General features: G+C 60.3%; 24 protein-coding genes. 8 read left to right on the top strand and 16 right to left on the bottom strand.

The genetic code is table 11. The features are described from left to right. Window positions 1-5: 5 nt before the first annotated feature. On the bottom strand, window positions 6-1,289 hold the full coding sequence (locus OOZ52_RS03240; protein WP_274697038.1) for a pyruvate dehydrogenase complex dihydrolipoamide acetyltransferase: 1,284 nt from the start codon (window positions 1,287-1,289) through the stop codon (window positions 6-8). 144 nt (window positions 1,290-1,433) lie between these two features. Here OOZ52_RS03240 and OOZ52_RS03235 point away from each other — a divergent pair, with 144 nt between their 5' ends. Beyond that, window positions 1,434-1,886 carry a universal stress protein gene (locus OOZ52_RS03235; RefSeq protein ID WP_274697037.1) on the top strand — a complete coding sequence of 151 codons (453 nt, stop codon included), beginning with the start codon at window positions 1,434-1,436 and terminating at the stop codon, window positions 1,884-1,886. On the opposite strand, the gene rnr is transcribed toward OOZ52_RS03235, so the two are convergent. From rnr to radA, 10 genes are all read right to left on the bottom strand, one after another. Beyond that, on the bottom strand, window positions 1,883-4,162 hold the full coding sequence (gene rnr / locus OOZ52_RS03230) for a ribonuclease R (protein ID WP_274697036.1): 2,280 nt from the start codon (window positions 4,160-4,162) through the stop codon (window positions 1,883-1,885). The two genes, OOZ52_RS03235 and rnr, sit on opposite strands and share 4 nt — an antisense overlap. A 20-nt stretch (window positions 4,163-4,182) precedes the next feature. After that, window positions 4,183-5,598: a M28 family peptidase gene (locus OOZ52_RS03225; RefSeq protein ID WP_274697035.1), complete on the bottom strand. Its 1,416-nt coding sequence runs from the start codon at window positions 5,596-5,598 to the stop codon at window positions 4,183-4,185. Window positions 5,599-5,671: 73 nt separating this feature from the next. Further along, entirely contained in the window at window positions 5,672-6,259 is a 588-nt protein-coding gene (locus tag OOZ52_RS03220) for a DUF805 domain-containing protein (RefSeq protein WP_274697034.1), read from the bottom strand. A 30-nt stretch (window positions 6,260-6,289) separates the two neighbouring features. Further along, window positions 6,290-7,834 (bottom strand): aminoacyl--tRNA ligase-related protein, encoded by a 1,545-nt coding sequence (locus OOZ52_RS03215; protein ID WP_274697033.1) that lies wholly within the window; start codon window positions 7,832-7,834, stop codon window positions 6,290-6,292. An 85-nt stretch (window positions 7,835-7,919) separates the two neighbouring features. Next, on the bottom strand, window positions 7,920-8,477 hold the full coding sequence (gene phaR / locus OOZ52_RS03210; protein ID WP_274697032.1) for a polyhydroxyalkanoate synthesis repressor PhaR: 558 nt from the start codon (window positions 8,475-8,477) through the stop codon (window positions 7,920-7,922). Between the two features lie 83 nt (window positions 8,478-8,560). Then, on the bottom strand, window positions 8,561-9,607 hold the full coding sequence (gene alr, locus OOZ52_RS03205; RefSeq protein ID WP_274697031.1) for an alanine racemase: 1,047 nt from the start codon (window positions 9,605-9,607) through the stop codon (window positions 8,561-8,563). Continuing rightward, window positions 9,594-11,228 carry an MFS transporter gene (locus OOZ52_RS03200; RefSeq protein ID WP_274697030.1) on the bottom strand — a complete coding sequence of 545 codons (1,635 nt, stop codon included), beginning with the start codon at window positions 11,226-11,228 and terminating at the stop codon, window positions 9,594-9,596. The genes alr and OOZ52_RS03200 overlap by 14 nt, the downstream gene beginning before the upstream one ends. 30 nt (window positions 11,229-11,258) lie before the next feature. Then, window positions 11,259-11,690, bottom strand: coding sequence for an iron-sulfur cluster assembly scaffold protein (locus OOZ52_RS03195; protein ID WP_274697029.1), 432 nt, complete (start codon window positions 11,688-11,690; stop codon window positions 11,259-11,261). Further along, the gene (locus tag OOZ52_RS03190; protein ID WP_274697028.1) at window positions 11,687-12,208 is read right to left on the bottom strand and encodes a CvpA family protein; all 522 of its coding nucleotides are present in this window, start codon (window positions 12,206-12,208) and stop codon (window positions 11,687-11,689) included. The genes OOZ52_RS03195 and OOZ52_RS03190 overlap by 4 nt, the downstream gene beginning before the upstream one ends. A gap of 13 nt (window positions 12,209-12,221) precedes the next feature. After that, window positions 12,222-13,589, bottom strand: a complete 1,368-nt coding sequence (gene radA, locus OOZ52_RS03185; RefSeq protein WP_274697027.1) for a DNA repair protein RadA — start codon at window positions 13,587-13,589, stop codon at window positions 12,222-12,224. 108 nt (window positions 13,590-13,697) lie between these two features. On the opposite strand from radA, the gene OOZ52_RS03180 reads away from it, so the two are divergent. Further along, a complete protein-coding gene (locus OOZ52_RS03180) occupies window positions 13,698-16,010 on the top strand; it encodes a patatin-like protein (RefSeq protein WP_274697026.1) in 2,313 nt (770 codons plus the stop codon). Between the two features lie 3 nt (window positions 16,011-16,013). Here the strand turns inward: OOZ52_RS03180 and dnaJ are convergent, their stop codons facing one another. Then, a complete protein-coding gene (dnaJ, locus tag OOZ52_RS03175) occupies window positions 16,014-17,147 on the bottom strand; it encodes a molecular chaperone DnaJ (RefSeq protein ID WP_274697025.1) in 1,134 nt (377 codons plus the stop codon). A gap of 71 nt (window positions 17,148-17,218) precedes the next feature. After that, a complete protein-coding gene (gene dnaK / locus OOZ52_RS03170; RefSeq protein ID WP_274697024.1) occupies window positions 17,219-19,159 on the bottom strand; it encodes a molecular chaperone DnaK in 1,941 nt (646 codons plus the stop codon). A gap of 171 nt (window positions 19,160-19,330) precedes the next feature. Here dnaK and OOZ52_RS03165 point away from each other — a divergent pair, with 171 nt between their 5' ends. From OOZ52_RS03165 to OOZ52_RS03150, 4 genes are all read left to right on the top strand, one after another. After that, a complete protein-coding gene (locus tag OOZ52_RS03165) occupies window positions 19,331-19,849 on the top strand; it encodes a copper chaperone PCu(A)C (protein WP_274697023.1) in 519 nt (172 codons plus the stop codon). Then, on the top strand, window positions 19,846-20,352 hold the full coding sequence (locus OOZ52_RS03160) for a vgr related protein (protein WP_446698103.1): 507 nt from the start codon (window positions 19,846-19,848) through the stop codon (window positions 20,350-20,352). Before OOZ52_RS03165 ends, OOZ52_RS03160 begins: the two co-directional genes overlap by 4 nt. Further along, window positions 20,349-20,930, top strand: coding sequence for a hypothetical protein (locus OOZ52_RS03155; protein ID WP_274697022.1), 582 nt, complete (start codon window positions 20,349-20,351; stop codon window positions 20,928-20,930). The genes OOZ52_RS03160 and OOZ52_RS03155 overlap by 4 nt, the downstream gene beginning before the upstream one ends. A 163-nt stretch (window positions 20,931-21,093) precedes the next feature. Continuing rightward, a complete protein-coding gene (locus OOZ52_RS03150; RefSeq protein ID WP_274697021.1) occupies window positions 21,094-22,032 on the top strand; it encodes a hypothetical protein in 939 nt (312 codons plus the stop codon). A 76-nt stretch (window positions 22,033-22,108) separates the two neighbouring features. Here the strand turns inward: OOZ52_RS03150 and grpE are convergent, their stop codons facing one another. Genes grpE through OOZ52_RS03135 form a run of 3 tightly spaced genes read right to left on the bottom strand, consistent with a single transcriptional unit; the run spans window position 22,109 to window position 24,335 of the window. After that, complete coding sequence (grpE, locus tag OOZ52_RS03145; protein WP_274697020.1) at window positions 22,109-22,708, bottom strand: nucleotide exchange factor GrpE; 600 nt, start codon at window positions 22,706-22,708, stop codon at window positions 22,109-22,111. Between the two features lie 10 nt (window positions 22,709-22,718). Next, complete coding sequence (gene hrcA / locus OOZ52_RS03140) at window positions 22,719-23,762, bottom strand: heat-inducible transcriptional repressor HrcA (RefSeq protein WP_274697019.1); 1,044 nt, start codon at window positions 23,760-23,762, stop codon at window positions 22,719-22,721. 36 nt (window positions 23,763-23,798) lie between these two features. Further along, a complete protein-coding gene (locus tag OOZ52_RS03135; RefSeq protein WP_274697018.1) occupies window positions 23,799-24,335 on the bottom strand; it encodes a DUF6438 domain-containing protein in 537 nt (178 codons plus the stop codon). Between the two features lie 87 nt (window positions 24,336-24,422). Here OOZ52_RS03135 and rph point away from each other — a divergent pair, with 87 nt between their 5' ends. Both rph and rdgB read left to right on the top strand, forming a co-directional pair. Next, the gene (gene rph, locus OOZ52_RS03130) at window positions 24,423-25,136 is read left to right on the top strand and encodes a ribonuclease PH (RefSeq protein WP_274697017.1); all 714 of its coding nucleotides are present in this window, start codon (window positions 24,423-24,425) and stop codon (window positions 25,134-25,136) included. Continuing rightward, window positions 25,133-25,762, top strand: a complete 630-nt coding sequence (gene rdgB / locus OOZ52_RS03125) for an RdgB/HAM1 family non-canonical purine NTP pyrophosphatase (RefSeq protein WP_274697016.1) — start codon at window positions 25,133-25,135, stop codon at window positions 25,760-25,762. The genes rph and rdgB overlap by 4 nt, the downstream gene beginning before the upstream one ends. Window positions 25,763-25,774 lie beyond the last annotated feature (12 nt).

The raw sequence follows: 25,774 nt of genomic DNA, 5'->3' as shown, positions 1-25,774 counted from the left end.
CCGCCTTAGGCCACCAGCCCCAGCGGTGCTTCTATCATCTCCTTGAACGCCTTCATCAGCTGCGCGCCGTCGGCGCCGTCGATGGCGCGGTGGTCGAAGCTGCCGGTGGCGCTCATGACGCTGGCGATTTGGAGGCTGTCATCGACGACATAGGGGCGTTTGTCGCCCGCGCCGATGGCCATGATCATGCCCTGCGGCGGGTTGATGACGGCTTCGAACTGCTTGATGCCGAACATGCCCATGTTGGAAAGGCTTGCCGTTCCGCCCTGGTATTCCTCGGGCGCCAACTTGCCTTCCTTGGCGCGGGTGGCGAGATCTTTCATCTCTGTGCTGATCTTGCTCACCGCCTTGCTGCCCGCATCGGTTACGATGGGGGTGATAAGGCCGTTGGGAATGCTTACCGCCACCGATACATCTGCGCGGCTGAACTTGAGCATGGAGTCGCCGGCGAATTGCACGTTGCAAGCGGGCACGGCTTCCAATGACTTGCCCAGCGCCTTGATCATCAGATCGTTGACTGAGAGCTTTACGCCCTGCGGTTCAAGCGCGGCGTTCAATTCGCTGCGCAGCTTGAGTAGCGCGTCGAGGCGGATATCGACCGTAAGGTAGATATGCGGGACCTGCTGCTTGGACTCGGTCAGGCGGCGCGCGATGGTCTTGCGCATGCCGGAAAGCTTTTCGACTTCGTGCGGAATGCCGAAGTCCTGTGCCTCTGCGGGGGCTGCGGCAGGCGCGGGCGTCGCGGCGGGAGCCGATGCCGGAGCGGCCGCACCGGGCTGCGTACCCTCAACGTCCGCTTTCACGATGCGCCCATTGGGACCGGAGCCCTTCACGCCGGACAGGTCGATACCTTTCTGTTCGGCAATGCGCTTGGCTAGCGGGGATGCGATAATGCGGTCGCCGGATGATGCAGCTGGGGCCGGAGCCGCTGTGGGGGCTGCAGGTGCCGGGTTTGGCGCGGGAGCAGCCTCTTCAACAGCCGGAGCCGGAGCAGGTGCAGGTGCAGCATCTCCGCCGCCAGCGGGCTGCACATCGCCCACATCTTCGCCATCTTCGGCAAGCGTTGCGATCACGGTGCCGACCTTCACGCCTTCGGTGCCCTCGTCCACCTGGATGTGTGCGATCACGCCTTCATCCACGGCTTCGAATTCCATCGTCGCCTTGTCGGTTTCGATTTCGGCCATGATGTCGCCGGAGGACACGGTATCGCCCACTTTAACCAGCCACTTGGCGAGGATTCCCTCTTCCATCGTGGGCGAAAGGGCGGGCATCTTGATGGCAATCGGCATGTGCGGAGAAGACTCCCTGTAAATCTGTTCTTGCGCGCAGTTTCGTGCAGGCGACCATTGGCCAATTTGCCCGCGCGGGGCAAGGCAGACTTGCTAATGCCGCGATTTCACGCATTATCCAACGCTTGGGACGGGGAAATACGAATGCGCGTCTATCTGGCGATTATTGACGAAACGGACGAGGCGAAGGTCGCCTTGCGATTTGCTTCACGCCGTGCGGCCAAAACGGGGGGCATGGTCCACTTGCTGGCATTGGTACCGAAACAGGCGTTCAACGCCTTTGGCGGGGTGCAGGCGACAATCGAGGAAGAGGCGCGGGATCGCGCGGAAGCCCTTGCGAGCAGTGCTGCAGGTGAGCTTGCCTACGAAAGCGGCAAGATGCCGCAGATCGCAGTGCGGGTAGGTGACGCGAAAGCGGTCGTTTCCGAATACCTGGCAGAGCATCCCGAAGTGGCCGCACTGGTGCTGGGGGCCGCCGCCGATGGCGCACCTGGGCCGCTGGTGTCGCATTTCTCGGCCAATTCAAGTGGGTTGAGCTGTCCGCTGTTCGTGATTCCCGGTGGTCTGTCGCAGGACGAGATTGATAGGTTGAGTTAGCGCTTACGCCCCTGATGGCGGATATTGCCCGGGCGACCACGCCTGCCGACTTGGTGCTTGCCCTTCTTGTCCTTGCGCGGCTTCTTGTACGGACGCCGTCCGCGCGGTTCGACTTTCTGGCCCCCACCGCCGCCCTCGGGCAGCTCAAACTTGAGTGCGCCCGTGAGCGGGTTGGCCTCACCCAACCGTAGATCGAGAACATCGCCGACCGCATAACGTGTTCCGCTGTCCTCTCCGACGAGCACCTGAGCACCCTCTTCGTGGCGGAAATACTCGCGACCCAGCGTGCTGATCGGCACCAGACCGTCTCCACCCAGCCCGACAATGGTCGCGAAGAAACCGAAGCCGGTAACGCCGGTGATGCGGGTGGAGAACACCTCGCCCACGCGGCCTGAAAGCCATGCGGCGACGTAGCGATCGACCGTGTCGCGCTCGGCTTCCATTGCGCGACGCTCGGTCACGCTGATGGCGTCGGTGATCTTCGACATATCGGCACGATCACGCTCGTCTAGCCCGCTTGTGTCGGGGATCCTGCCTTTGGGAGCTGGCTGTTCTAGCCCGAACCCGTCGACTAGCGCGCGGTGCACCAGCAGGTCGGCATACCGGCGAATAGGCGAAGTGAAATGCGCGTAGGAGCCTAGCGCGAGGCCAAAATGGCCTGCATTCTTCGGCCCGTAATAGGCCTGCGTCTGGCTGCGCAGAACTGCCTCCTGCACCAGTGCCTTTTCGCCCGGATCGGTGATGTCCTTCATCATCCGGTTGAACAGGCCCGGTGTAATGACCTGACCGAGCGCGAGCTTCTTGCCGATCGAGTCGAAATATTCGCGCAGCGCGATCAGCTTCTCACGCGTTGGCGGCTCGTGGATACGATAGACCACCGGCTGCGCCTTGCTTTCCAGCGCCTTGGCCGCGGCGACATTGGCGGCGATCATGAAATCCTCGACCACGCGGTGCGCATCGAGGCGTTCGCGCACGGCGATCTCTTCGATCTGGCCCTTGTCGTTGAGCACCACGCGGCGCTCGGGCAGGTCGAGATCGAGCGGGTCGCGGTCCGCCCTCGCCTTCGCCAGTAGCTTCCATGCGTCCCAGAGGTTGCGCAGGAATTCGGGCGCGTCGCCGCCGTCGACAGCCTCCTGCGCCTTCTCGTAAGGTATATTGTGGTGGATGCGGACCAAGGCGCGCGTGAAGCGCCAGTCAGTAACCTTGCCGCTTTTATCGATCTTGAGATGGCACGCCATCGCCGCGCGGTCCTCGTCCTGCCGCAACGAGCACACGTCGGCGGAAAGCACTTCGGGCAGCATCGGCACGACGCGATCAGGGAAATAGACCGAATTGCCTCGCTTCCTTGCCTCGCGGTCGAGCTTGCTGCCGGAGCGCACGTAGAAAGAGACGTCGGCAATCGCGACGAGCGCGTCGAAGCCACCCTTCCCGTCCGGTTCGGCCCAGATGGCATCGTCATGGTCGCGCGCGTCTGCTGGGTCGATCGCGACGATGGGAAGCGAACGCAGGTCCTCGCGTTTGTCTTCGCTAAGCGGGATTTTGGCGGCGAGTGCCGCCTCGTCCAGCACTTCCTGCGGGAATGTGTGCGGGATGCCGTATTTGTGGATGGCGATGAGGCTGTAGCTCTTCGGAGCAAGCGGATCGCCCAACACCTCGATCACCTTGACGCTGGAATTGCGCCCACGCCCTGCGGGTTCGGCGAGCACAAGCTGGCCCTTCTCCGCGCCGCCAACATCGCTGACCTTGGCCGAGTTGCGGATTTTCTTGTCGACCGGAGCCAGCCACGCCTGCCCGCTTTTGTCGATCTCGATCACGCCGAGCATCGCGCCTTCGGTGGCGGGCAATTTCTTCATCGGATGGGCGATGTGCCCCCTGCCCGCTTCCTCGGTGCGCGCGAGGATGCGGTCGCCGACGCGGAGCGCGGCCTGCTTCTTGCGCTCGATCACGCGTAAGCGCGGCGGCGGGGTGGCATCGTCCGGCTGCCAGCTTTCGGGGATGGCGACGGGCTCGCCCTCGTCGATCTCGACAATGCGCAGTACGGTGACCTTGGGCAGCCCACCCATGCGGTGGAATGCGCTCTTCTTGCTGTCGATCAGGCCTTCCTCGGCCATGTCTTTCAGCAGCGCCTTCAAGGCGATCTTTTCCTGACCTTTCAGGCGGAAATGACGCGCGATTTCGCGCTTGCCGGCGGGGCCGTCGGCAGTCTTGATGAACTCAAGAACCTGATCCTTGCTCGGAAGGCCCTGAAATTTGCGGGTATTGGGACGTTTTGCCATTGCCGCGGCCTATGCGCGGTTCAGTCCTCGCTGTCGACCTCTAGCGGATAGAAAGCGCCGCCCGGGACGGCAGTGGCAAAGGGACTACAGGCTCCGTCAGCGGAGCACGCCTGAATTCCGAAAAGCCAATCATCTGCCCGACGTCCGTCAACATATTCGATTGATGTGCCTACAGGCGGTTCATTTGTACCCGTTGGCGTCTCATCGAAATGCATGAATGAGCGATTGTCCTCAAGCCAGGTGGACGCGTCTGTCCGTCGCCTCGCGATGACGTAGTAATCTGCACCCTCGACATGATCCCATTCAAGTGACGTGTCCGTCCGCACTGCACCATTCGCACTCAGGACAGGCGGCATTGGTGCGCGCGCCAGCCGATCCAGTGCACGCACATTCAGCACGCTGCTGCGGGTGAGGTAATCAAAATCGATCTCGTCCACGGTGTCGCCATAAGTAATTCCATCTTCAACGCGCAGGTCCTGGTGCTGGTGTTCATAGTCTTCGACAGAGACGGTCACGCGAACGGCGGGATAGCCACGATCAAGGAACGGAATCTGGTCCCCGCCGCGGCCCATGCGGTCTGTCCGCCAAATCTGCCGAACCTGCATTCCGTCAGGATAGTCGGCTGCCACTCCGGCCAGCCAGCGGGAGAGATTGCGACCGGGGCTATCGTTCTCGCCCCCGAAGCGGCGCTGGCGGGCGCGCAGTTCTGCGGTGGAATCGGCACGCAGCCCTTCGGAGAACACGCGCACGTGCTCCGGATCGCAAAATCCGTCCGATCCGCACGAATTGCCGATCATGTCATTGTTGAGCACGGCTTTCACCGTCATGCCTTGCTCGGTCACCCAATCCGCGAGGATACCGGCGCCGAAAAGTCCCTGCTCTTCGCCCGTCAGCAGGGCGTAGATAATCGTGGAGGGATATTCGTTCTGTGAAAGGATGCGCGATGCTTCGAGCACCATGACGCTGCCCGAACCATCGTCATTCGCTCCGGGAGCATCGTCTACGCCGTTAAGCGGATCGGTGACGCGACTGTCATAATGCGCTTGCACGATGATCACTTCGTTCGGGCGTTCGGTACCGCGCTGGATCGCGACGGCATTCCGGATCAGCGTGGGTTCGGGAATACGCCTGCCATCGGGCTCGACAACGCGTCCCACCGGCAAGACTTCCAGACAACCGCCGCAGGCATCGCCAATCCGACCGAATTCTGCGAGCGCCCAGTCAACCGCAGCTCCGATGCCGCGCTCGGGATCGGTCTGCGATGAGAGGGTGTGCCGCGTCCCGAAGCTGACGATGGTGTCCATGTCGGCGCGAAGCCGCTCTTCGGATACTTCGAGGCCGGGATCATTGTCTGCCTCTTGCGCGCTGGCAGGTGCAGCGGAGAGGAGAGCGAGCGGAGTTGCGGCCAGTGCCGCGATCAAAGACAATTTGCGCATAGGCAGAGAACTCGCGCAAAATGTCGCGATTGGCAAGCAGACCTATGGCCGTGTGATCAGTGTCGCCCAGTCGTCAGCTCAAGCTGACTGGCGCATCGCCATACTGGTTGGGGCCTTCGTCAGATTTCAGTACCCCCATGACGATCACGAACAGATAGCCGATGTAGCCGACGAAGCCGCCGCCCTGGATCATCATTTCGCGCTGGATTTGCTGCATCTGCTCCGGATCGGACGCTGCAGCGAATATCTCATCAATCTGCCCCATCATCTGCACGCTGAAGTACATCGCTACTGCTTGGGTCACCATCGGGATGATGGCCCAGTAGCCCGACTTGCCGCTGTCATGCAGGCGGCGGACAAACGAAGCGAGGATCAACAGAGCGCAGACGATGCTGGTCACTACACCAACCCACATAACACTGCGCATGGAGTCAGCCATCCCGGCGAACATGGTTTCCTGCATCTGCGTCTGGTCGACGCCAGCTTGTGCGGCATCAAACGCGGTGGTCATGACCCCAGCCATCATCGGGATCGTTGCCACGATGCCTACCAGATATTGCGCCACCACCAGGAACAGGACGTACCACCAGAAGGTCGGTCGTCCGTCGCGCCCGTTGAAATTGGTGAGGTTGCCCAGATTGTGTTTGACCGCTGCGATCATGAAATTCTCCCCGTCTCGCAGGGGGAAGTATCAATAGGCGCGCGCGACGTAAATCCGCTCTTTCGCAGGTTCACCTGTGAACATGCAGGTGCCGTCCGCCGGAGACTGATCCATAGGAACGTTGCGGAAGGTGAGCTTGAGCGCTTTCAACTGCTCAACCACCTTTTCCAGTGCCTCGCCGGTCGGCTTGGACCACTGCACCTCGACCCAGCCGGGATAGCGAGTGTTCTCGGTATAGAACGCTGCCAGAGCATCCATACTGTCGATACCACGGGTGATGTTAACGTCGCGGCGCTCGGCTGCTTCGGTGAACAGGGCAGTCTGGATATCCTCGAGTAAAGCCGGGATCGTTTCTGCAGCGTCTTCACGGCTTGGCGCAGCGAATGCGGGTTTGCCGTTGTCCGAATTCCACAGAGCATCGCGGCGCAGCATCGAGACAACGCCGCTTTCCATATCACGCCCACCGACCTCGATGATGACAGGGGCGCCTTTACGCACATAGTCCCAGCGCTTGGCTGCCGCCTTACCCGGACGGGTATCAAGCAGGACGCGGACCGGCTCGCCGAGCGACCATTTTTCTGCCAGCGCGGCGCGCAGTTCCTCGCAATAGGCGATGAGCGCATCATCTTCGTCCTTGCCGCGCAGCATGGGGAGGATCACGACCTGATGCGGCGCCAGCTTCGGCGGAACGCGCAGGCCATCGTCGTCGCCGTGGGTCATGATCAGACCGCCGACCATACGCGTGGACATGCCCCAGCTCACTGTGTGGCAGAGCGCCTGCCCACCCTCGGCATCCTGAAAGCGAATACCCGCAGCTTCGGCGAAGCTTGTGCCAAGGTAGTGGCTGGTGCCGGCCTGCAGTGCCTTGCCATCCTGCATCATCGCCTCGATCGACCAGGTTTCCTCGGCACCCGGGAAACGCTCGTTCTCCGGCTTTTCGCCTGCTATCACAGGGATAGACGCATCTTCCTCGGCAAAGGCGCGATACATCTCCAGCGCACGCATGGTTTCCTCGCGAGCGCCTTCTTCGTCAGCGTGGGCGGTATGCCCTTCCTGCCAAAGGAATTCACTCGTGCGCAGGAACATGCGGGTGCGCATTTCCCAGCGCACGACGTTGGCCCACTGGTTGAGCTTCAGCGGTAAGTCACGCCAGCTCTGCACCCAGCGCGCCATCGCGTCGCCAATAATCGTTTCGGAAGTCGGCCGCACGACGAGCGGCTCTTCCAGCTTCGCCTCAGGATCGGGGACAAGGCCGCCCTTTCCATCTGCAATCAGCCGATGGTGGGTGACAACTGCCATTTCCTTGGCAAAGCCTTCCACATGGTCGGCCTCGCGCTCGAAATTCTTGAGGGGGATGAAGATCGGGAAATAGGCATTCTGGATGCCCGCCGCCTTGATCCGGTCATCCAGCAGGCGCTGCATGCGCTCCCACACGCCAAAGCCCCACGGCTTGATGACCATGCATCCGCGAACACCCGATTCCTCTGCCATGTCGGCTGCGGAAATGACTTCCTGATACCACTGCGCAAAATCGTCTTCGCGCTTGATGGTGAGGGCGTGGCGGATGTTGGACATGTGGCAATGGTCTCGAGTGAATGTGAAAATGAACAGGTAACGTGGCCCCGGCGCGGCCCCATGTCAGGCAAAAAGCTGGGTTCGATTAGTCGCCCAGTTCGTCCAGCTTGCGCTGCATTGCGGCCATCTGGTCGCGAAGCGCGTCAATCTCGCTCTTGTCCTTGGGCTCTTCAGCACTAGCGGGAGCCGTCTGGGCGCCCGGCATGAAGGCGCTGGCTGCGGCCTGGAACATGGCCATGTTCTGCTCGGCCATTTTGGTTAGCGCGTCGGCACCCATGCTGTTCTTGAACGCATCCTGCAGCGTGCTTTGATTGTCCTGAAAGTTGGCCATTGCCGCTTCGAGATACGGTGGCATCATCGCCTGCATGGAGTTGCCGTACATGCCGATCAGCTGGCGCAGAAAGCTGACGGGCAGCATATGCTCTCCATTCGCCTCTTCTTCCATGATGATCTGGGTCAGGATCGAATGGGTGATGTCATTGCCGCTTTTGGCATCCAGAACCTGGAATTCGACATTATCTCGGACCATGCCGGCAAGATCGTCTAGCGTGATATAGCTGGAAGAACTGGTGTTGTAGAGGCGCCGGTTGGCGTATTTCTTGATAATGACGGTCCCGTTTTCCGTCTTGTTTTTCTCAGCCATGAAACGGCCCACTCCCTAGGTATTGCGCTGCGGCGTCTTAGCACCCGCAACACGAGATTTGCAATTGCGAGATAGGCTACGTCTCAAGACCGGTCAAAACGGTGACCAAGGACGGTTAGTAATTCATATTGTGACAGGCCGGATCGGGCGGAAACTGCGGGCAAATCAAGGGGTACGGATAGGAAGTCGCCCTCTTTCACTTCGACGCCCGAAACATCGACCACGATCATATCCATCGAGACCTTGCCCAGAACGGGCAGTTGCGCGCCACGATGGTGCAGCGCACCGCCTGGCCCCATCATGCGCAGAAACCCGTCTGCGTAGCCGATGGAGACGGTTGCGGCGCGGTATGGCTTGTCTGCGGTCCATAGGGCATTGTAACCCACGCTATCGCCCGGCGAGAGCTCGCGGATCTGTATCACTGCGGCTTCAGGGTAGGCGACTTGTGCAATCTTGCCCGCCATCGCCGGATGCGCGGTTCCGCCATACAGCGCGATGCCCGGCCGCGTGAGATCGAAATGGTAGTTGCTGCCGAGCATGATCCCGGCGCTGTTGGCAAGGCTCAGATGACGCGCTTCTACGTGCGCCGCCGCGGACTGGAATGCCGCCAGTTGCTTGGCGTTCTGCGCGCTGTCCTCGTCTGCCGAGGCGAGATGGGACATTGCGATGCTCACATCCAGAGCACTTATGGCGGGATCGGAAAGGTCGCCGGGACGCACACCGAGGCGGTTGATCCCGGTATCAATCATCAGATGGCATGGTCCGCCGCCGCTCCCGGCCCACAGCGCTGCCTGACGCACCGAATTGATGACCGGCAGGACACCGGTTTCTTTCGCAAAGGCTGCCTCTTCGGCGTTGCGCACGCCGTGAAGTACGCTGACCATACTGCTTTCGACGTACGGCAGGATCGCAGGAACCTCACTCCAGTGGGCGAGGAAGAAATGCCTTGCGCCAGCGGCTAGCAGTGCAGGAACCGCTCTATTCACGCCTACCCCGTAGGCATTGGCCTTTACTGCCGCGCCGGTCGCCGCCGCGCCGGATTGGCTGTCCAGATACCGCCAGTTTGCCGCCAGCGCATCGGTGTCTACCCGCAGGCGGAGGCTGGCAGCGGGCGTGTCAGGCATCGTCATCGCTGAATTCTTGCGGCGGTCCGCCTTTCAGGCCCCACCAAGCGACGATAACGCCGAAGGCAACGACGATCATGGTATACCAAAGTCCCGAATAGACATTGCCCGTCCGCGCTACGATGATGCCGGCAATCAGTGGCAGGAAACCGCCAAGGTAACCGGCACCGATATGGTAGGGGATCGACATCGAGCTGTAGCGGATCTTGGCCGGGAACATCTCGGTCAACAGCGCCGCTACGGAGCCATAGGTCAGTGCGGACAGCATGCCCAGGATTAGCAGCAGCCCGATAATACCGAGAATGTTGGCCATCGGCGGCGTCTGACGTTCAAAGTTGAAACCGCGAGTGCCCAGCTCTGCAAGAATGCCATCGCGGCGGGCGTCTCCGCTTTCGAGCCAGTCGGCACCAATGGGAACAGCATTGCCCGATACGGACAAGCCAAGCTCGCCGCCCTCTTCAACCGAATAGCTCACGCCATTGGCGGTCAATGTCTCGAGAATCTTGCCGCAATCGCTCTGCGCACGATCGAACAGATCAGCGAACGGATCGGTGGTACACTGGGTACCACTGACGACAACGGGGTTTTCCTGCGATGCCTGTGCCAGTCCGGGATTGGCGAGTGATCCCATCGTCCAGAATATCGGGAACAGCAATGCGAGCGAGGCTACCGCGCCGATGATTATCGGCTTCTTGCGCCCGACCTTGTCCGACCATTTGCCTACCATGACGTAGAACGCCATCGACAGGCCACCGGCGATCAGCAGTATCCATTCCACCAGCCCGGCATCCAGCCGCATAGGGCCGCGCAGGAACGACAGACTGGAGAAGAAGGCGGTGTACCAAATCGTGGTCAGCACACCGGTCACCCCGAACAGGGCAATGAAAATACGCTTCTTGTTCCCCGGATAGGTAAAGCTCTCGACGAACGGGTTGCCTGCGGTTTCGCCTGCCTCCTTCATCGCCCTGAACACCGGACTTTCCGACAGTTTCAGTCGCATCCAGAGCGAGATCACAAGCAGGAGGATCGACAGCAGGAACGGAATACGCCAGCCCCATTCAACGAAGTCCTGTTCCGGAATCAGCGCGCGGCATATCAGCACCACTATGATCGACAGTACAAAGCCGCCAACGACACTCGCCTGGATAAAGCTAGTGTAGAACCCGCGCTTTTCAGCCGGAGCGTGCTCGGCTACGTAAATCGCCGCTCCGCCATATTCCCCGCCGAGTGCAAGGCCTTGCAACACGCGTAAGCAGATCACGATGATCGGCGCGGCAACGCCTATGGTGGCCACGGTCGGTATAAAGCCCACCCCGGCAGTCGCGATGCCCATCAGCGTCACGGTGACAAGGAAAGTGTATTTGCGCCCCAGCTTATCGCCCAGATAGCCGAACAGGATTGCGCCAATCGGACGGAAAGCAAAGCCGACGGCAAAGGTTGACCACACCAGCAACAGCCCCAGTGTATCGTTATCGACGTCGTAGAACGCGTCCTTCAGAATGTAGGCAAGCGTTCCGTAGATAAAGAAATCGTACCACTCGAACACCGTGCCCGCCGAGCTGGCGCCGATGACAAGGCGAATTTCCTTCGCGCTGGGCTGATGTTCTGCTGCGGCTGCGTCGGCCATGCGTTCCCCCGAAATGTCGTTTCGGCGGGATTAGCCCGAAGGTTCGGTGCTGGAAAGAGCCGATATCGCCGCATTCCACGATAGCAGCATAGCGCCGTGCCGGGCCGGATAGTCTTTGGCAGCAGCCACCAGCTCGATTTCGGGCCAATCGGGCAGCTCACCCTCCCCGCCCAGCCACGCTTCCAGGGCAGATTTTACGCGGAAGAGCTCTTCCAGCCCGAAACCCCCGGCATGCTTCGCGAATATCGCGGCAGATGCCTGTCCAACGGCGCAAGCGTTTACTTTCATGCCGATCGAGCGAATTCGGCCCTCTGCATCGTGATCGACATCCATCTGTAGTGTCGAGCCGCAGGTTTGGGAACGCGCTTCTGCGTGTCGCCCAGCATCAGGGAGAGGTGGAAATGCGGCAAGCGAGACTGCCGCTGCCAGCATGTCGCTCGTGTAGAGCTTGTCCGCGCTCACTCGGCCTCAGCGTCTTCATCGGAAAGGCGTGCACGCCGCTCCTGAATGATCTGCACCATTGCGCGCGAACCGGAATCGACCAGCTGATAGGTCCGGGCTTCAGAAATCCACGGCGGACGGCCTTGCGCTCCCCAAACAGTGTCATAACCCAAGGCAAGCAGCGAGAATGCGATGATCACGATGATGACGCCTTTGACTGCGCCAAAGCCAAAGCCAAGCACTCGGTCTATCGGTCCAAGCACGGAATTACGCGCGGTGCGCCCTGCAATCCGCGCGATTAGTTTCATTGCAGCGTAGGGGATGAGCAGCAGCATGGTGAATGCCAGAATGCTTGCCGTCACGGGCGATCCCATGAATTCCAGAATCGCAGCCGTCAGGTCTGTATGCAGAAAGCGGATGGCAAATACCGCCAGAACCCATGCAGCGAGCGAAAGAACTTCCTGCACGAATCCGCGCATGAAACCGCCAATTGCTCCCACCCCGACCAGCAAGAGCACGATGATATCAAATCCCGTCATTGCAGCGCCGATTTTAGGTAGATGCCATCACCCGGTCAACGAGTGACGCCACGCCGCCAACATCTGTGTAACGTAAATTGGGCACGCCCTGCCCGCCGTCCGCCGGGCCACTCGCATGTGTAAAGCCCAGCTTGCTCGCCTCTTTCAAGCGCAGTGCCGAATGTGCCACCGGGCGCACTTCGCCTGAAAGTGCCACTTCGCCGAGCCAGATATGATTTGCTGCCAATGGTTTATCAGCCAATGCTGATACAAGTGCTGCGGCAACGGCCAGGTCCGCAGCCGGATCGGACAGGCGATAGCCACCCGCAACGTTGAGATAGACTTCTGCTGTCGAGAAACTCAGCCCGCAGCGCGATTCCAGCACCGCAAGCAGCATGGCGAGGCGACCAGTGTCCCAGCCGACTACCGCACGGCGCGGGGTCGCGCCTGATTGCAAGCGTACGATAAGCGCCTGAATCTCGACCAGTACGGGCCTTGTGCCTTCGATTGCGGGAAAGACGGCACTTCCTGCAATGGGCTCTTCGCGACCGGAAAGGAACAGTGATGAAGGGTTGGAAACCTCCTCCAACCCCTGCCCTTCCATCGAAAACACGCCGATCTCATCCACCGCGCCGAAGCGGTTTTTCAGGCTGCGCAGAATGCGGTACTGGTGGCTGCGCTCACCCTCAAAGCTCATCACCGTATCGACCATGTGCTCCAGCACGCGTGGCCCGGCGATATTGCCGTCCTTGGTGACGTGGCCGACGAGAACGAGGCAGGTGCCCGTTTCCTTGGCGTACCGGATCAGCTCGAACGCGCTCGCACGAACCTGGCTGACTGTTCCGGGTGCGCCCTCGATCATGTCCGAATGCATGGTCTGGATCGAATCCACCACCAGCATATCGGGAGCGCCGTTCTTGCCGAGCGTAGTCAGAATATCGCGGACCGAGGTGGCCGCTGCCAGTTTGAGCGGTGCATCGGCCAAACCCAGCCGCTTGGCGCGCATGCGGACCTGTCCGGTCGCCTCTTCACCGCTTACATAGACCACATCGCCGCCGGTCCGCGAGATCGCCGCAGCCGCTTGCAGCAGGAGCGTGGATTTGCCGATTCCAGGCTCACCACCCATCAGGATCGCGCACCCGGGCACCAGTCCACCGCCCAATGCACGGTCAAATTCTTTCAGGCCCGTGCTACGTCTGTCGAGCGGCTTGGTCGGCGCATCAAGGCTCTCGAAGGCGATGGCCCTGCCTCCGCTCGACAAGTCATGTTTGGCGGCAAATTTAGTCTCAGGCGCGTCCTCAACCAATGTATTCCACTCGCTGCAGTCAGGGCACTGCCCCTGCCAGCGCGTCGAAACGCTGCCGCATTCGGTACAGATAAAGCGCTTTTTGGGCTTGGCCATACCTGCTCCACTATGCGGAACAGAAGTGGAACGCAAGTCCTGTTCAACGCAGAGGATAGCTTGCGCACAGCTCTTTGAAATATGCGCCCCATCTGTCAGAACTGCGCCATGCGGCAGAAGGAACTCAGGATCGCGCTTGTCTGCTACGGCGGGGTCAGTCTGGCCGTGTACATGCACGGGGTCACAAAAGAGATATGGAAGCTGGCCCGCGCCAGCCGTGCGTTTCATGGTGACGGTCTCGAGCAGCAGGCGGGTGTCGAGGGCGTCTATCTATCTCTGTTGCGGAAGATTGAAGGCGATCATGCGCTTCGGCTGCGCATGCTGCCCGATATTATCACCGGCGCGAGTGCAGGCGGGATCAATGCGGTGTTTTTGGCGCAGGCGGTTCATTCAGGACGCAGTCTGGAGCCGCTGACCGAACTCTGGCTGAAGAACGCCGACGTTGAAAAGCTGGTGGCGGAGGAAGCGCGGCCGTGGTCAGACATCGCGGCCAAGCCGTGGATGAGACCCCTCGTTTGGTATCTCACCAATCGCCCCGGCAACGCCGTGAATGAAAGCGTAGCGGTGGAAACGCGCGAGGAAGTGCGGCGCAAGATCTCCGGCCTGGTGCGCGGGCGCTGGTTTGAGCCTCCATTTTCCGGCCCCGGCTTCACCCGGCTGCTCCACGATGCCTTGCAGGCGATGAGCACGATGGAAGCGGATACGCCACTTCTCCCACCACATCATCCGCTCGATCTGCTGGTAACTGCCACCGACTATCGCGGGCACCGTGAATTGCTGCGCCTCAACAGCCCTCCCCTTGTGGAGGAGAGCGAGCATCGCATGCCCATCGGTTTCCGTGCTCACGTGCCGGATGCCGGAGGACAAGATCTGGCTGACTTGCGGGAGTTGACCTTCGCAGCGCGCGCGACCGCGAGTTTTCCCGGCGCTTTCCCTCCGCTCGAGGTGGCCGAGATTGATGGCCTGAAAGAGGATAGCTGGCCCAGCCGGCACGACTTCCTCTCGCGCATCATGCCCACCCATGTCGAACGCGGCACGACCGAGCATGTCGCATTGATCGACGGATCGGTGCTTGTGAACGCTCCGTTTGAAGGTGCGATGGCAGGGCTGAATGCGCGGCCTGCCCAGCGCGAGGTGGACCGGCGTTTTGTCTATATAGACCCGACCCCGCGCCGCCGTCTCGCGAAGAGCGGTGAGGAAGTGCGGCCCATAGGTTTCTTCTCGGCGATCGTCGGTTCGCTCTCAACAATCCCGCGCGAACAGCCGATCCGCGACAACCTGGAGACGCTCGAGGCGCAATCGCGTGAAGCGCATCATTTGCAGAAGATGGTCGTGGGGCTGCGCCCCGAGGTCGAGGCGGTGGTGGAGAAGTTGTTCGGCCGGACGCTGTTCCTCGACAAGCCAACGCCTGCTCGGCTCGGGAAATGGCGGTCGAAAGCCCAGCAGGTTGCGGCAGAGCGGGCCGGCTATGCCTTCCATTCCTACGCTCAGGCGAAGATGGCGGGCATTATCGCGCGCATTGCCGAGCTGGTGCACGCCGTTGCCCCGCAGCCCGACCATCCCGATGCAGACGGGATCGCGGCCCGTCTGCGCGAGGCGATAGAAGCGCGTGGCCTCGCTAATTTGAGCGATGGCGGCAAGGGTGCGAGCGAAGCCGCGATCACCTTCCTCCGGGATCACGATCTGGCGTTCCGCATCCGGCGTTTACGGTTGCTAGCGCGGCGTTTGTCGCGCGAATGGGATGCCGACCCGGACATTCCGGACGAAGATCTCGAAGTCGCCCGCGAGCAGGTCTACCGCGCGTTGGCGCTCTATTACGAGCGTGAAGATCTGGCCAATCTGGGTGCAGATTTCGCTGCAATCGCCAAGGACGCTCTGCGCCAGCCAGAACTATTGCTCGACACGCTGGCGCAGCGGCGATCCCTGCGCGAAGCCGATGTGGAGGCAGAAGCTATTCTAGCCGATGCGCTGGAAGCGATGCCGCGTGACCTGCGGCGACGCGTGCTCTTCGCTTACCTGGGCTTCCCGTTTTACGACGTCGCCACTTTGCCGCTGCTGCGCAACGAAGGTCTGACCGAATTCGATCCGGTGAAAGTCGACCGCATCAGTCCTGATGACGCGACCTCCATCCGCGATGGCGGCGCAGAGGCAACGCTGCGCGGTACAGAGTTCTTCAATTTCGGTGCCTTTTTCAGCCGCTTTTACCGCGAGAACGATTATCTGTGGGGACGCTTCCACGGGGCAGAGCGGATGATCGACTTGGTCTGCTCGACCGTCCCGGGTGGTTTCGACAATAACGAATGTCTCGCCTTCAAGCGCGATGCCTTTCTGGCGATCTGCGACGAAGAAGAGGCGCGCGGACTATGCCGACGGCATCTGATTGATGGGCTGCGAGAGGAAATTCTGGAGAAGCTCGGGTAACCCCTACCCTCCGAACGCTTCCTTAATTTTCTCGAAAAATCCGCGACTTTCGGGGCATTCTTCACCCGTTTCGGTCTCACGGAATTCGCACAGGATCTCTTTCTGGCGGGCCGAAAGCTTGGTCGGCGTTTCGACCTGCACCTCGACGACAAGATCGCCGCGCCCCCTGCCCTGCAACACCGGCATGCCTGCTCCGCGTTTGCGCAGCTGTTTGCCCGATTGGATGCCTGCCGGGATGCTGATGTCGTGCACTTCACCATCGAGACCGGGGATTTCGATCGTGTCACCCAGCGCTGCCGTGGTGAAGCTCACCGGAACGCGGGTGAACAGCGAGGTTCCCTCACGCTCGAACACCGCATGCTGCTTCACATGCACAAAAATGTAGAGATCGCCCGAAGGAGCACCACGCGGTCCGGCTTCACCCTTGCCGGAGAGGCGGATGCGGGTGCCGTTGTCGACGCCGGGCGGGATATCGACATCAAGGGTCTGTAGCTTGTCGACCGAGCCTTCACCGCGGCATGGTCTGCAAGGACTTTCAATGACTTCACCTGCGCCATGACAGTTGGGGCATGGGCGTTCGATAACGAAGAAGCCCTGCTTGGCGCGGACCTTGCCTGCGCCGTGGCACAGTTCACACCGGCGGCGTGACGTGCCCGGCTCAGCGCCCGAACCCGAGCAGGTTTCGCAAGTGCTCGAGACTTCGACTTCGATCTGCGTTTCCTTGCCGTGGAAAGCTTCTTCCAGGCTGACCTGCATGTCATAGCGCAGGTCGGCGCCGCGACGTGGCCGCGCACGACCACTGGCCGGTCCACCACCGCCAAATGCACTGCCGAAGATTGTTTCGAAAATGTCGCCAAGATCACTGAAATCCTGGCCACCCATTCCGCCTCCACCGGGGCCACCGTTCTGGAAGGCGGCATGGCCATAGCGGTCATAGGCGGCGCGCTTCTGATCATCCTTGAGAATGTCATAGGCGGCGCTGATCGCCTTGAACTGCGCTTCGGCCTCGGCATCGCCCGGGTTGCGGTCCGGGTGATACTTCATCGCGAGCTTGCGATAGGCGGATTTGATCGCAGCCCCATCGGCTCCGCGCGATACGCCGAGGATTTCGTAAAGGTCGGTTTCACCCGCAGACATAGCTGTGTCCCCAAAGCTTGCCGCCACCGACGTCTGGTGCATCGGTGGCGGTCAGCTTTTCCATCGTCCGCTTAGGACTTGTCTTCGTCGTCCACTTCGGTGAACTCGGCTTCGACAACCTCTTCCTCTTCGGCAGGTTTGGCGGTGTCGTCACCCGACGCTGCCGCATCTGCCGCAGCATCGGCGCCTTCGGCCTGTGTCTTCTCGTAGATAGCCTGGCCCATCTTCATGGCGCTATCGGTGAGCTTCTGGCTCTTTTCCTTCATCACCTCGACATCGTCGCCCTCAAGCGCGGTCTTGGCTTCGGCAACGGCAGCTTCGACATCGCTCTTGATCGCGGCGTCAATCTTGTCGCCGTTTTCTTCGAGCTGCTTCTCGGTCGCGTGGACGAGGCTGTCGAGGTTGTTGCGGACTTCGGCGCTTTCGCGGCGCTTCTTGTCTTCGTCAGCAAACTTCTCGGCATCTTGAACCATCTGGTCGATGTCAGCATCGCTGAGACCGCCCGAGGCCTGAATACGGATCTGCTGTTCCTTGCCCGTGCCCTTGTCCTTGGCGGACACGTTCACGATGCCGTTGGCGTCGATATCGAAGGTCACTTCGATCTGCGGAACACCGCGCGGCGCAGCCGGGATGCCGACAAGGTCGAACTGGCCGAGCAGCTTGTTGTCTGCGGCCATTTCACGCTCGCCCTGGAAAACGCGGATGGTCACGGCGTTCTGGTTGTCTTCAGCCGTCGAATAGACCTGCGTCTTCTTGGTCGGGATCGTTGTGTTACGGTCGATCATGCGCGTGAACACACCGCCCAGCGTTTCGATACCCAGCGAAAGCGGGGTAACGTCGAGCAGCAGAACGTCCTTCACGTCGCCCTGCAGAACGCCAGCCTGGATGGCAGCACCCATAGCAACAACTTCGTCGGGGTTGACCCCGGTGTGCGGCTTGGATCCGAAGAACTCTTCCACCACTTCGCGGACCCTAGGCATACGGGTCATGCCGCCGACGAGGATAACCTCGTCGATCTGGTCCTTGGAAACGCCAGCATCTTCCAGTGCCTTCTTGCACGGGTCGAGCGTGCGCTTCACCAGGTCGCCCACTAACTGCTCGAGCTTCGAGCGCGAGATGGTTTCAACAAGGTGCAACGGGGTCGAAGTGCCGTCTTCCATGCGTGCAGTGATGAACGGCAGGTTCACTTCGGTCTGCGCGCTGCTGGAAAGCTCGATCTTGGCCTTTTCGGCGGCTTCCTTCAAACGCTGCAGGGCCAGCTTGTCCTTGCGCAGGTCCATGTTCTCGGCATTCTTGAACTGGTCGGCAAGGTATTCGACAATCGCGTTGTCGAAGTCTTCGCCGCCCAGGAAGGTGTCGCCGTTGGTCGACTTTACTTCAAACACGCCATCTCCGATTTCGAGGATGGACACGTCGAAAGTACCGCCGCCAAGGTCATAAACGGCGATGGTCTTGCCGTCTTCCTTATCCATGCCATAGGCAAGCGCGGCCGCAGTCGGCTCGTTGATGATACGCTCTACTTCAAGGCCTGCGATCTGGCCGGCATCCTTGGTTGCCTGGCGCTGCGCATCGTTGAAGTATGCAGGAACGGTGATAACCGCCTTGGTCACGGTTTCGCCGAGGTAGCTCTCGGCGGTTTCCTTCATCTTCTGCAGGATGAAGGCAGATATCTGGCTAGGCGAATACTCGTCGCCACCGGCCTTGACCCATGCATCGCCGTTCTTGCCCTTGACGATCTCGTAAGGGACAAGGTCCATGTCCTTCTTGGTCGTCGGATCGTTGAACGGGCGGCCGATAAGGCGCTTGATCGCGAACAAAGTGTTGTCCGGGTTGGTCACGGCCTGACGCTTGGCAGGCTGACCGATCAGGCGCTCACCATCCTTGGTGAATGCCACGATAGACGGCGTGGTGCGCGCGCCTTCAGAATTCTCGATGACCTTGGGCTTGCCGCCTTCCATCACGGAGACGCAGCTGTTGGTCGTACCCAGGTCGATACCGATAATCTTACTCATAATTCCCCATCTCTTTCATATTGGACGCTGCGAAGTCGGCTCCCCTAGTCCCGGCGAAGCCCGTGCCGCAGCTCAAAAAGCTGTGTAACGAGGGCGGATATAGGTGCGCTTTTGCTTGGCACAAGGGAAGCAAGCCCCTAGAAAATTCGCAACGTCCAAGAGGGGAACACAATGAACAGCAAACAGGTATTTTCGGCTCTCACTGTATCGTTGAGCGCGCTCGCTCTTGCGGCTTGTGACGGCGAAGCCGATGCTCCGGTTGAAGAAATTGCCGCAGGTGATTGCCCTCCGGGTATCACGGTAGAGAATGGCTGGTTGGCAATGCCTGCGGTGGCCGGAAATCCGGCTGCCGCCTATTTCACCATCACGAACGGCACGGATCGCACGATCTACGTTCGGGCGGCCAACATGGTCGGATCGGAAAGCGCGACACTTCACATGACCGTCGAATACGACTTCGAAATGCAGATGCAGGAAGTCGCCGGCGGTGTCACTGTGGAACCAGAGGCGACTTTCGAGTTCGAGCCGGGCGGCACGCACGTGATGGTGATGGGCTTGAGCGAAGAGATGGAAGCTGGCGCCGAGAGCGAGCTGACGCTGACCTTTGCGGGCGGTGACAAGTGCAGCTTCCCTGTGACGCTCTATCCTGCGGGTACCGATCCGCGCGAGAGTGAGGCAGAAGAAGGTTGAGCGATAACGGGGTGCTAGCCTGTCCGGTAGGCGGAGAGCGCCCCCTCACCCCGGGCGAGATTGACCTTGCCCGAAGCATGTTCGGTAGTGCGGTCGACTATTCCAAAGTCCTGATCCGTCGCCGTAAATGGGCATTCTTCCAACCCAAACGCGTGACGATGGCCCCGCGCGGACACATCCACTTCCACCCGCTGGGCGAGGTCTATTGCGAGGACTTCTCGACGGCCCCGCTCCATCGGCAAGGGCTGTTCATCCACGAGATGACGCATGTCTGGCAAACCCAGACGCTCGGAGAGTGGTATCTGGTTACACGTCGAATGCCGTGGGCGCGGTATGACTATTCACTCAAACCCGGGTGGCCGCTGGAGAAGTACGGCATCGAGCAGCAGGCGCGGATCGTGGAACATGCCTTCTTGCTGCGACGAGGTCGGGTGTTGCCCGGCGTTGCCGACAAAAGCGCCTATGACGCTCTGGTGAATTTCCCTGGAGCAGCCCCTGCATGACAGATTTCGAATTCATCTTCGTGCTCTACGCGCTAATTCTTGGCCTTTCGCTCGTCGAATTGTTGGGCGGATTGGGGCGTGCGCTGGAATATGAATTCGCCCGCGATGCCGAGGGGAAGGACGATCAGTTCGTGATCGGCTGGCTCACGCCGCTCATGGCCGTGTTCGTGATGGTCGATCTGATGAGCTTCTGGATGTTCGCCTGGACCGTGCGCCCGCTTGTCAACGTGTCACCACAGATGTTGCTGGGGGTGATGGGCTTTGCGAGCGCCTATTACCTTGCGGCGAGGCTAGTGTTTCCAAGTGATCCCGAACGGTTCCGCAACCTGGATACGCATTACTTTCGTGTTTCGCGCACGATCTTCGGGATCCTGATCGCGCTGGTGTTTGTCCAGTGGGCCTATCTGTTGTCGCTCGACGAAGTCCGCGAAGCTCTGCTTACTCCGGCGAGCGTTGGCTTAACGCTCTTCTTCGTTGCAATGATGGGTGCAGCCATGGTGTTCCGCAATCGACATGTTCAGGCGGTGCTGCTGGTCGCTCTGATTGTGCGCTATTTGGTTTTGTATGTGTTGATTTGATGCCGCGCGGAATTCGCGTGGGCTATGCCTACCCCGCATGATTTGATAGCCTGCATGCAGCAAGACATTGGATACACTTTTCGTTCAGCTCAGGGGTTGAATAGCTGAACAAGGCGGGTCGCACCGAAACGAGATATCGTGTTTGAAAAGGGGGATCTGTCATATGTACAAGAAGTTTTACGCCTTTGGTGCTGCTGCTGCGCTGTTGGGCGTCGCAGCAATGCCGGCGCCTGCCGCTGCACAGGATGTCAGCGCCGATCCGATCTACGAAACCGTTGAGCTTGTCTCTGGTTTTACGCCTGATCCCTATTACGTTTCGCTCCGCTCTGGCGGCGTCAACAATGCGCGCGATCTGGGTGGCGAATGTCGCGGCTACGTCGCAACTTCGCCTGATGTCCGCCTGTTCTTTGAAGCCGGTTCATTGCCGCTGATCATTTCCGCTGCATCGGAAGCTGACATCACGCTTGTGATCAATGCGCCTGACGGCAGCTGGTACTGTGACGATGATAGCGGTCCAGGCCTTGACCCGCAGTATGTGTTCGATCCTGCCATGTCTGGCCGTTACGAGATTTGGGTCGGCACCTACAGTAGCAGTGATACGCATGATGCCACGCTAGCCATCTCCGAGCTGTATGGCGGTGATGGAGAAATGATCACCGGCAGCGGCCAGACAGCCATGATCCAACCGAGTGCCAGTGGTCCGGATGTGAATGCTGATCCGATCTACGAAACAGTCAATCTGAGTGCCGGCTTCGTGCCCGATCCTTATCTGGTGAACCTGCAGTCCGGCGGGGTAAACGATGCAACTGGGCTTGGTGACGAGTGCCGCGGCTATATCGCCAATGCGCCAGATGTTCGCCTCAACTATGAAGCGGGCACTGTGCCGCTCTACATTTCGGTCGATTCAATGGCGGATACGACGCTGGTCGTGAATGCGCCGAACGGCCAATGGTATTGCAACGATGACGGTGGCGAAGGCCTCAACCCGTCAATCAGCTTCAACACGCCGCTCTCGGGGCGTTACGAGATCTGGGTCGGCACCTACGGCGGTACCGATAACAACGCGGCTGAGCTCAACATTTCGGAGCTCTACAGCGAATAGCTCCGGCAAAAGCTGAAAGAAAAGGGGCGCTCTCCATTGTGGAGGGCGCCCCTTTTTCTGGTCAATCTGAAACGGATCAATCCGGCTTTTTGGCTACGCCAACCATGCTCGGGCGAAGCAGCCGGTCGCGGATCATGTATCCGGCCTGCATTTCCTGCACGATGGTGCCCGGCTCTTCCTCGTCCGTAGGCACTTCCAACATCGCCTGGTGTTGGTTGGGATCGAGTGGCAAACCCATTGCAGCGATCTTGCTGATGCCATGGTTGGCGAAGGCTTTGTCCAGTTCACGCATCGTTGCTTCGATACCGGAGACAAGCCCTTTGAACTTGTCGTCTTCGCGCAAGTCCGCCGGGACAGCGTCTATCGCGCGCTTCAGATTGTCTGCCACGCCCAAGATGTCGCGGGCAAAGCCTGCTGCGGCATAGTTGCGCGCGTCCTGAACTTCCTTTTCGGACCGGCGACGGACATTCTGTGCTTCTGCTTTGGCATACAGCACTTCCTGTTTGGCGGTTTCGAGATCAGCCTTCAGCGACTCCAGCGCTTCTTCAACGCCGCCCTCGCCCGCTTCGTCTTCACCGTCATCATCGCTCAGGAATTCCTCGGGAACGCCCTCCAGCTCTTTTTCGACCGCTTCGTCGTGCCCGTTCTCGTTCTTGGCTTCGTCTTTATCCGACATGGTACCCCAACTAACCTAATCTCTTGCCCAGCGACTGGGCTGTGAAGTCCACGATGGGAACGACACGCGCGTAATTCAACCGCGTTGGCCCGATCACGCCCAGAACGCCAACAACTTTTCCATCGCGGTCGCGATAGGGCGATGCGATGACTGACGAACCCGACAGCGAGAACAGCCGGTTCTCCGACCCGATAAAAATCCGTGCTGATCCCGCTTCGCGCGCGCTGTCGAGCAGTTCAGCGACCGATTGCTTGTTCTCAAGGTCATCGATCAGCGAGCGCACCCGCTCGATATCGCCCAGAGCCGCCTCATCAAGGAGGTTGGCTTGCCCGCGCACGATCAGCACGGGGCGTTTGGCCGAATCCTCGCTCCAGACCGCGATCCCGGCTTCCACAAGGCTAGCCGACGCTTCGTCCAGTGCGCTTTTACCCGATGATATTTCCTGTCGCATCGCCTGCGCCGCATCTGCAAGCGTGCGTCCGGCAAGATGGGCGGAAATGTAGTTACCCGCCTGCTCCAGGTTGGTGGGAGAGGCTTGCGCCCCGAGATCGAGTACCCGGTTCTCGACATGACCATCCTCATCCACCAGCACGGCCAGCGCGCGCGTCGCGTCTAGCGTTACTAAGCGCATCTGGGCCAGTTTCGCTTCTCGCTTGGGCACCATGACCATTCCCGCGGCACCGGAGATATCGGACAGGATAGAGCTGGTCTTCTCCAGCGCAGCCTCGATCGGTCCCGGCTCGGCCAGCTGCTTTTCAATTGCCGCACGCTCCTGGGCGGTGGGTTCTGCCACCTGCATAATGCCGTCCACAAACATGCGTAGCCCGCTGTTGGTGGGCATCCTTCCGGCGCTTGTATGCGGTGCAGCGAGTAAACCGAGTTGCTCGAGCTCGCTAAGGACCGAACGGATAGAAGCGGGAGAGAGGTTTACCCCTCCGGTTTGGGCAAGCGCTTTTGATCCAACCGGCTGCCCGCTCGCCAGATAATCTTCCACCACCAGGCGGAAGATATCGCGGGCGCGGTCCGTCAATTCTGCGATCGGCGTGTTGGGCATGGGAAGCGTTATGGTGTCAGCAAGGATCTGATGCAATCAACGGTCGCGGTAGCTGGCCCGATCTTCATCAGACCCGACAAGATGTCCGATGGGAAGTTCTTCCCATGCCTCGGTGATCGTCCCTTCATGTTCGACAAGGCCCGGCTGTCTGCAACCCAGATACCAGTTGAGTTCGGTTCGGTTGCCGTCTTCGCCAAACCAGGTGATCCGCACGCTCGGCGCATCTGTGTAGACCGGAACGTCACAGTTATCGTATCCGTAGCTGGTGTCCTGCGCCGGACGGAATGGGGCGAGCCTTTCGGCGAATGCGGCGACTTCTTCCGCGCTTGCAGAAAAGTCATGTCGGCCGCGTTGAAGAACGAAATTCTGTCCGTCATAGGTGCCTCGACCTGACCCGTCTATCTCAAGTTCGAAGTCGGGGCAGAAGCCGAAGCAGGGCTCTAGTGAAAACGCGATCCGCTCGCCGGATGCAATAGGGGTTTCGGAAGTTGCAGGAGCATCGGATGCCGGTTCGGTAACCGCTCCATCCTGCATGCACGCAGACAAGGCGAATGCGATGAGAATAGGGCTCAATCTGGACATCATGGCATCTTCCTCGCAGCAGCGCTTGATCGTGCCCCAGATTAGCCTATGCGACAGGGTAATCCAAAGGAGTTTTCTATGCGACCTTCCGGCCGCGCGCCCGACGAAATGCGCGCTATCACCATCGAAACCGGCTTTACCAAACATGCAGAGGGCAGCTGCCTGATCAGCTTTGGCGATACGCGGGTGTTATGCACGGCCTCTGTGGAAGAACGCATTCCGCCGTGGCTGCGTGGCAAAGGCTCGGGCTGGGTCACCGGCGAATATTCGATGCTTCCGCGGGCAACGCACACTCGTGGCTCGCGTGAAGCAGCTCGCGGCAAGCAGAGCGGGAGAACGCAGGAAATCCAGCGCCTGATCGGGCGGAGCCTTCGCGCAGTAGTCGATCTGGAGAAGCTCGGCGAGCGGCAAATCACGCTCGATTGCGATGTGATCCAGGCCGATGGCGGAACGCGTACGGCCTCGATTTCGGGGGCATGGGTGGCGCTGCGTCTCGCGGTCAACAAGCTGATGGCAGAGGGTGCGATCAAGGAAGATCCGATTACCGCAAAGATCGCGGCGATTTCGTGTGGTATCTATCAGGGCACGCCGGTTTCGGACCTCGACTATGCCGAAGATTCTAACGCCGATGCCGATGCTAATTTCGTGTTGATCGAAGGCGGCCAGATCGCCGAGGTACAGGCCACCGCAGAAGGCGCGACCTATGACGAGGAAGGCCTGCTGCGCCTGCTCCGCCTCGCGCAGATGAGCTGTGCGGAGATCTTCAAGGCACAGGATGAGGCGGTAAAATGAGCCGTAAGCTAGGGGGCGGAAAGCTGGTTATTGCCACGCACAATGCGGGCAAGCTGAAGGAGATTTCCGCCCTCCTTGCACCGTACGGGCTCGATTGCATTTCGGCAGGCTCGCTGGGTCTTCTCGAGCCACCCGAGACGGGCAAGACCTTCGTCGCCAATGCGCTAATCAAGGCGCGGGCGGCTGCAGAGGCGTCGGGCCTCCCTGCCCTCGCAGATGATAGTGGATTGTCGGTTGCTGCGCTGGGCGAGCGGCCCGGAGTGTACACCGCTAATTGGGCCGAGCGGCAATGGTTTGAAGGCGAGCCGGGCCGTGACTGGTACATGGCAATGGGTAAGGTCGAGGGGCTGTTGCAGGCGAAGGGACCCGATACACCGCGCGATGCGTGGTTTTCCTGCGTCTTGGCGCTCGCGTGGCCCGATGGCGAGCATGCGGTGTTTGAAGGCCGCGTTGACGGCTCTCTGACATGGCCTCCTCGTGGAGAAATGGGTTTTGGCTATGATCCGGTCTTTGTGCCCAGTGGCCACGAGCAGACTTTCGCCGAGCTCCAGCCCGAGCAGAAGCACGCGATGAGCCACCGCGCCGATGCGTTCGCAAAGCTGGTGGCAGACCAGTTCGGCGGGTAGGCTGCGCGGATC

It is taken from the genome of Aurantiacibacter sp. D1-12 (genome assembly GCF_028858515.1).
In the GTDB taxonomy this organism is placed as follows: domain Bacteria; phylum Pseudomonadota; class Alphaproteobacteria; order Sphingomonadales; family Sphingomonadaceae; genus Alteraurantiacibacter.
The sequence above is the reverse complement of the archived record's forward strand: the minus strand, read 5'-3'. Positions and strand labels throughout refer to the sequence as shown.

Coding starts and splice junctions, on each gene's coding strand:
- OOZ52_RS03240 (WP_274697038.1), bottom strand. CDS start 1,289: ATGCCGATTGCCATCAAGATGCCCGCCCTTTCGCCCACGATGGAAGAG.
- OOZ52_RS03235 (WP_274697037.1), top strand. CDS start 1,434: ATGCGCGTCTATCTGGCGATTATTGACGAAACGGACGAGGCGAAGGTC.
- rnr (WP_274697036.1), bottom strand. CDS start 4,162: ATGGCAAAACGTCCCAATACCCGCAAATTTCAGGGCCTTCCGAGCAAG.
- OOZ52_RS03225 (WP_274697035.1), bottom strand. CDS start 5,598: ATGCGCAAATTGTCTTTGATCGCGGCACTGGCCGCAACTCCGCTCGCT.
- OOZ52_RS03220 (WP_274697034.1), bottom strand. CDS start 6,259: ATGATCGCAGCGGTCAAACACAATCTGGGCAACCTCACCAATTTCAAC.
- OOZ52_RS03215 (WP_274697033.1), bottom strand. CDS start 7,834: ATGTCCAACATCCGCCACGCCCTCACCATCAAGCGCGAAGACGATTTT.
- phaR (WP_274697032.1), bottom strand. CDS start 8,477: ATGGCTGAGAAAAACAAGACGGAAAACGGGACCGTCATTATCAAGAAA.
- alr (WP_274697031.1), bottom strand. CDS start 9,607: ATGACGATGCCTGACACGCCCGCTGCCAGCCTCCGCCTGCGGGTAGAC.
- OOZ52_RS03200 (WP_274697030.1), bottom strand. CDS start 11,228: ATGGCCGACGCAGCCGCAGCAGAACATCAGCCCAGCGCGAAGGAAATT.
- OOZ52_RS03190 (WP_274697028.1), bottom strand. CDS start 12,208: ATGACGGGATTTGATATCATCGTGCTCTTGCTGGTCGGGGTGGGAGCA.
- radA (WP_274697027.1), bottom strand. CDS start 13,589: ATGGCCAAGCCCAAAAAGCGCTTTATCTGTACCGAATGCGGCAGCGTT.
- OOZ52_RS03180 (WP_274697026.1), top strand. CDS start 13,698: ATGCGGCAGAAGGAACTCAGGATCGCGCTTGTCTGCTACGGCGGGGTC.
- dnaJ (WP_274697025.1), bottom strand. CDS start 17,147: ATGTCTGCGGGTGAAACCGACCTTTACGAAATCCTCGGCGTATCGCGC.
- dnaK (WP_274697024.1), bottom strand. CDS start 19,159: ATGAGTAAGATTATCGGTATCGACCTGGGTACGACCAACAGCTGCGTC.
- OOZ52_RS03165 (WP_274697023.1), top strand. CDS start 19,331: ATGAACAGCAAACAGGTATTTTCGGCTCTCACTGTATCGTTGAGCGCG.
- OOZ52_RS03155 (WP_274697022.1), top strand. CDS start 20,349: ATGACAGATTTCGAATTCATCTTCGTGCTCTACGCGCTAATTCTTGGC.
- OOZ52_RS03150 (WP_274697021.1), top strand. CDS start 21,094: ATGTACAAGAAGTTTTACGCCTTTGGTGCTGCTGCTGCGCTGTTGGGC.
- grpE (WP_274697020.1), bottom strand. CDS start 22,708: ATGTCGGATAAAGACGAAGCCAAGAACGAGAACGGGCACGACGAAGCG.
- hrcA (WP_274697019.1), bottom strand. CDS start 23,762: ATGCCCAACACGCCGATCGCAGAATTGACGGACCGCGCCCGCGATATC.
- rph (WP_274697017.1), top strand. CDS start 24,423: ATGCGACCTTCCGGCCGCGCGCCCGACGAAATGCGCGCTATCACCATC.
- rdgB (WP_274697016.1), top strand. CDS start 25,133: ATGAGCCGTAAGCTAGGGGGCGGAAAGCTGGTTATTGCCACGCACAAT.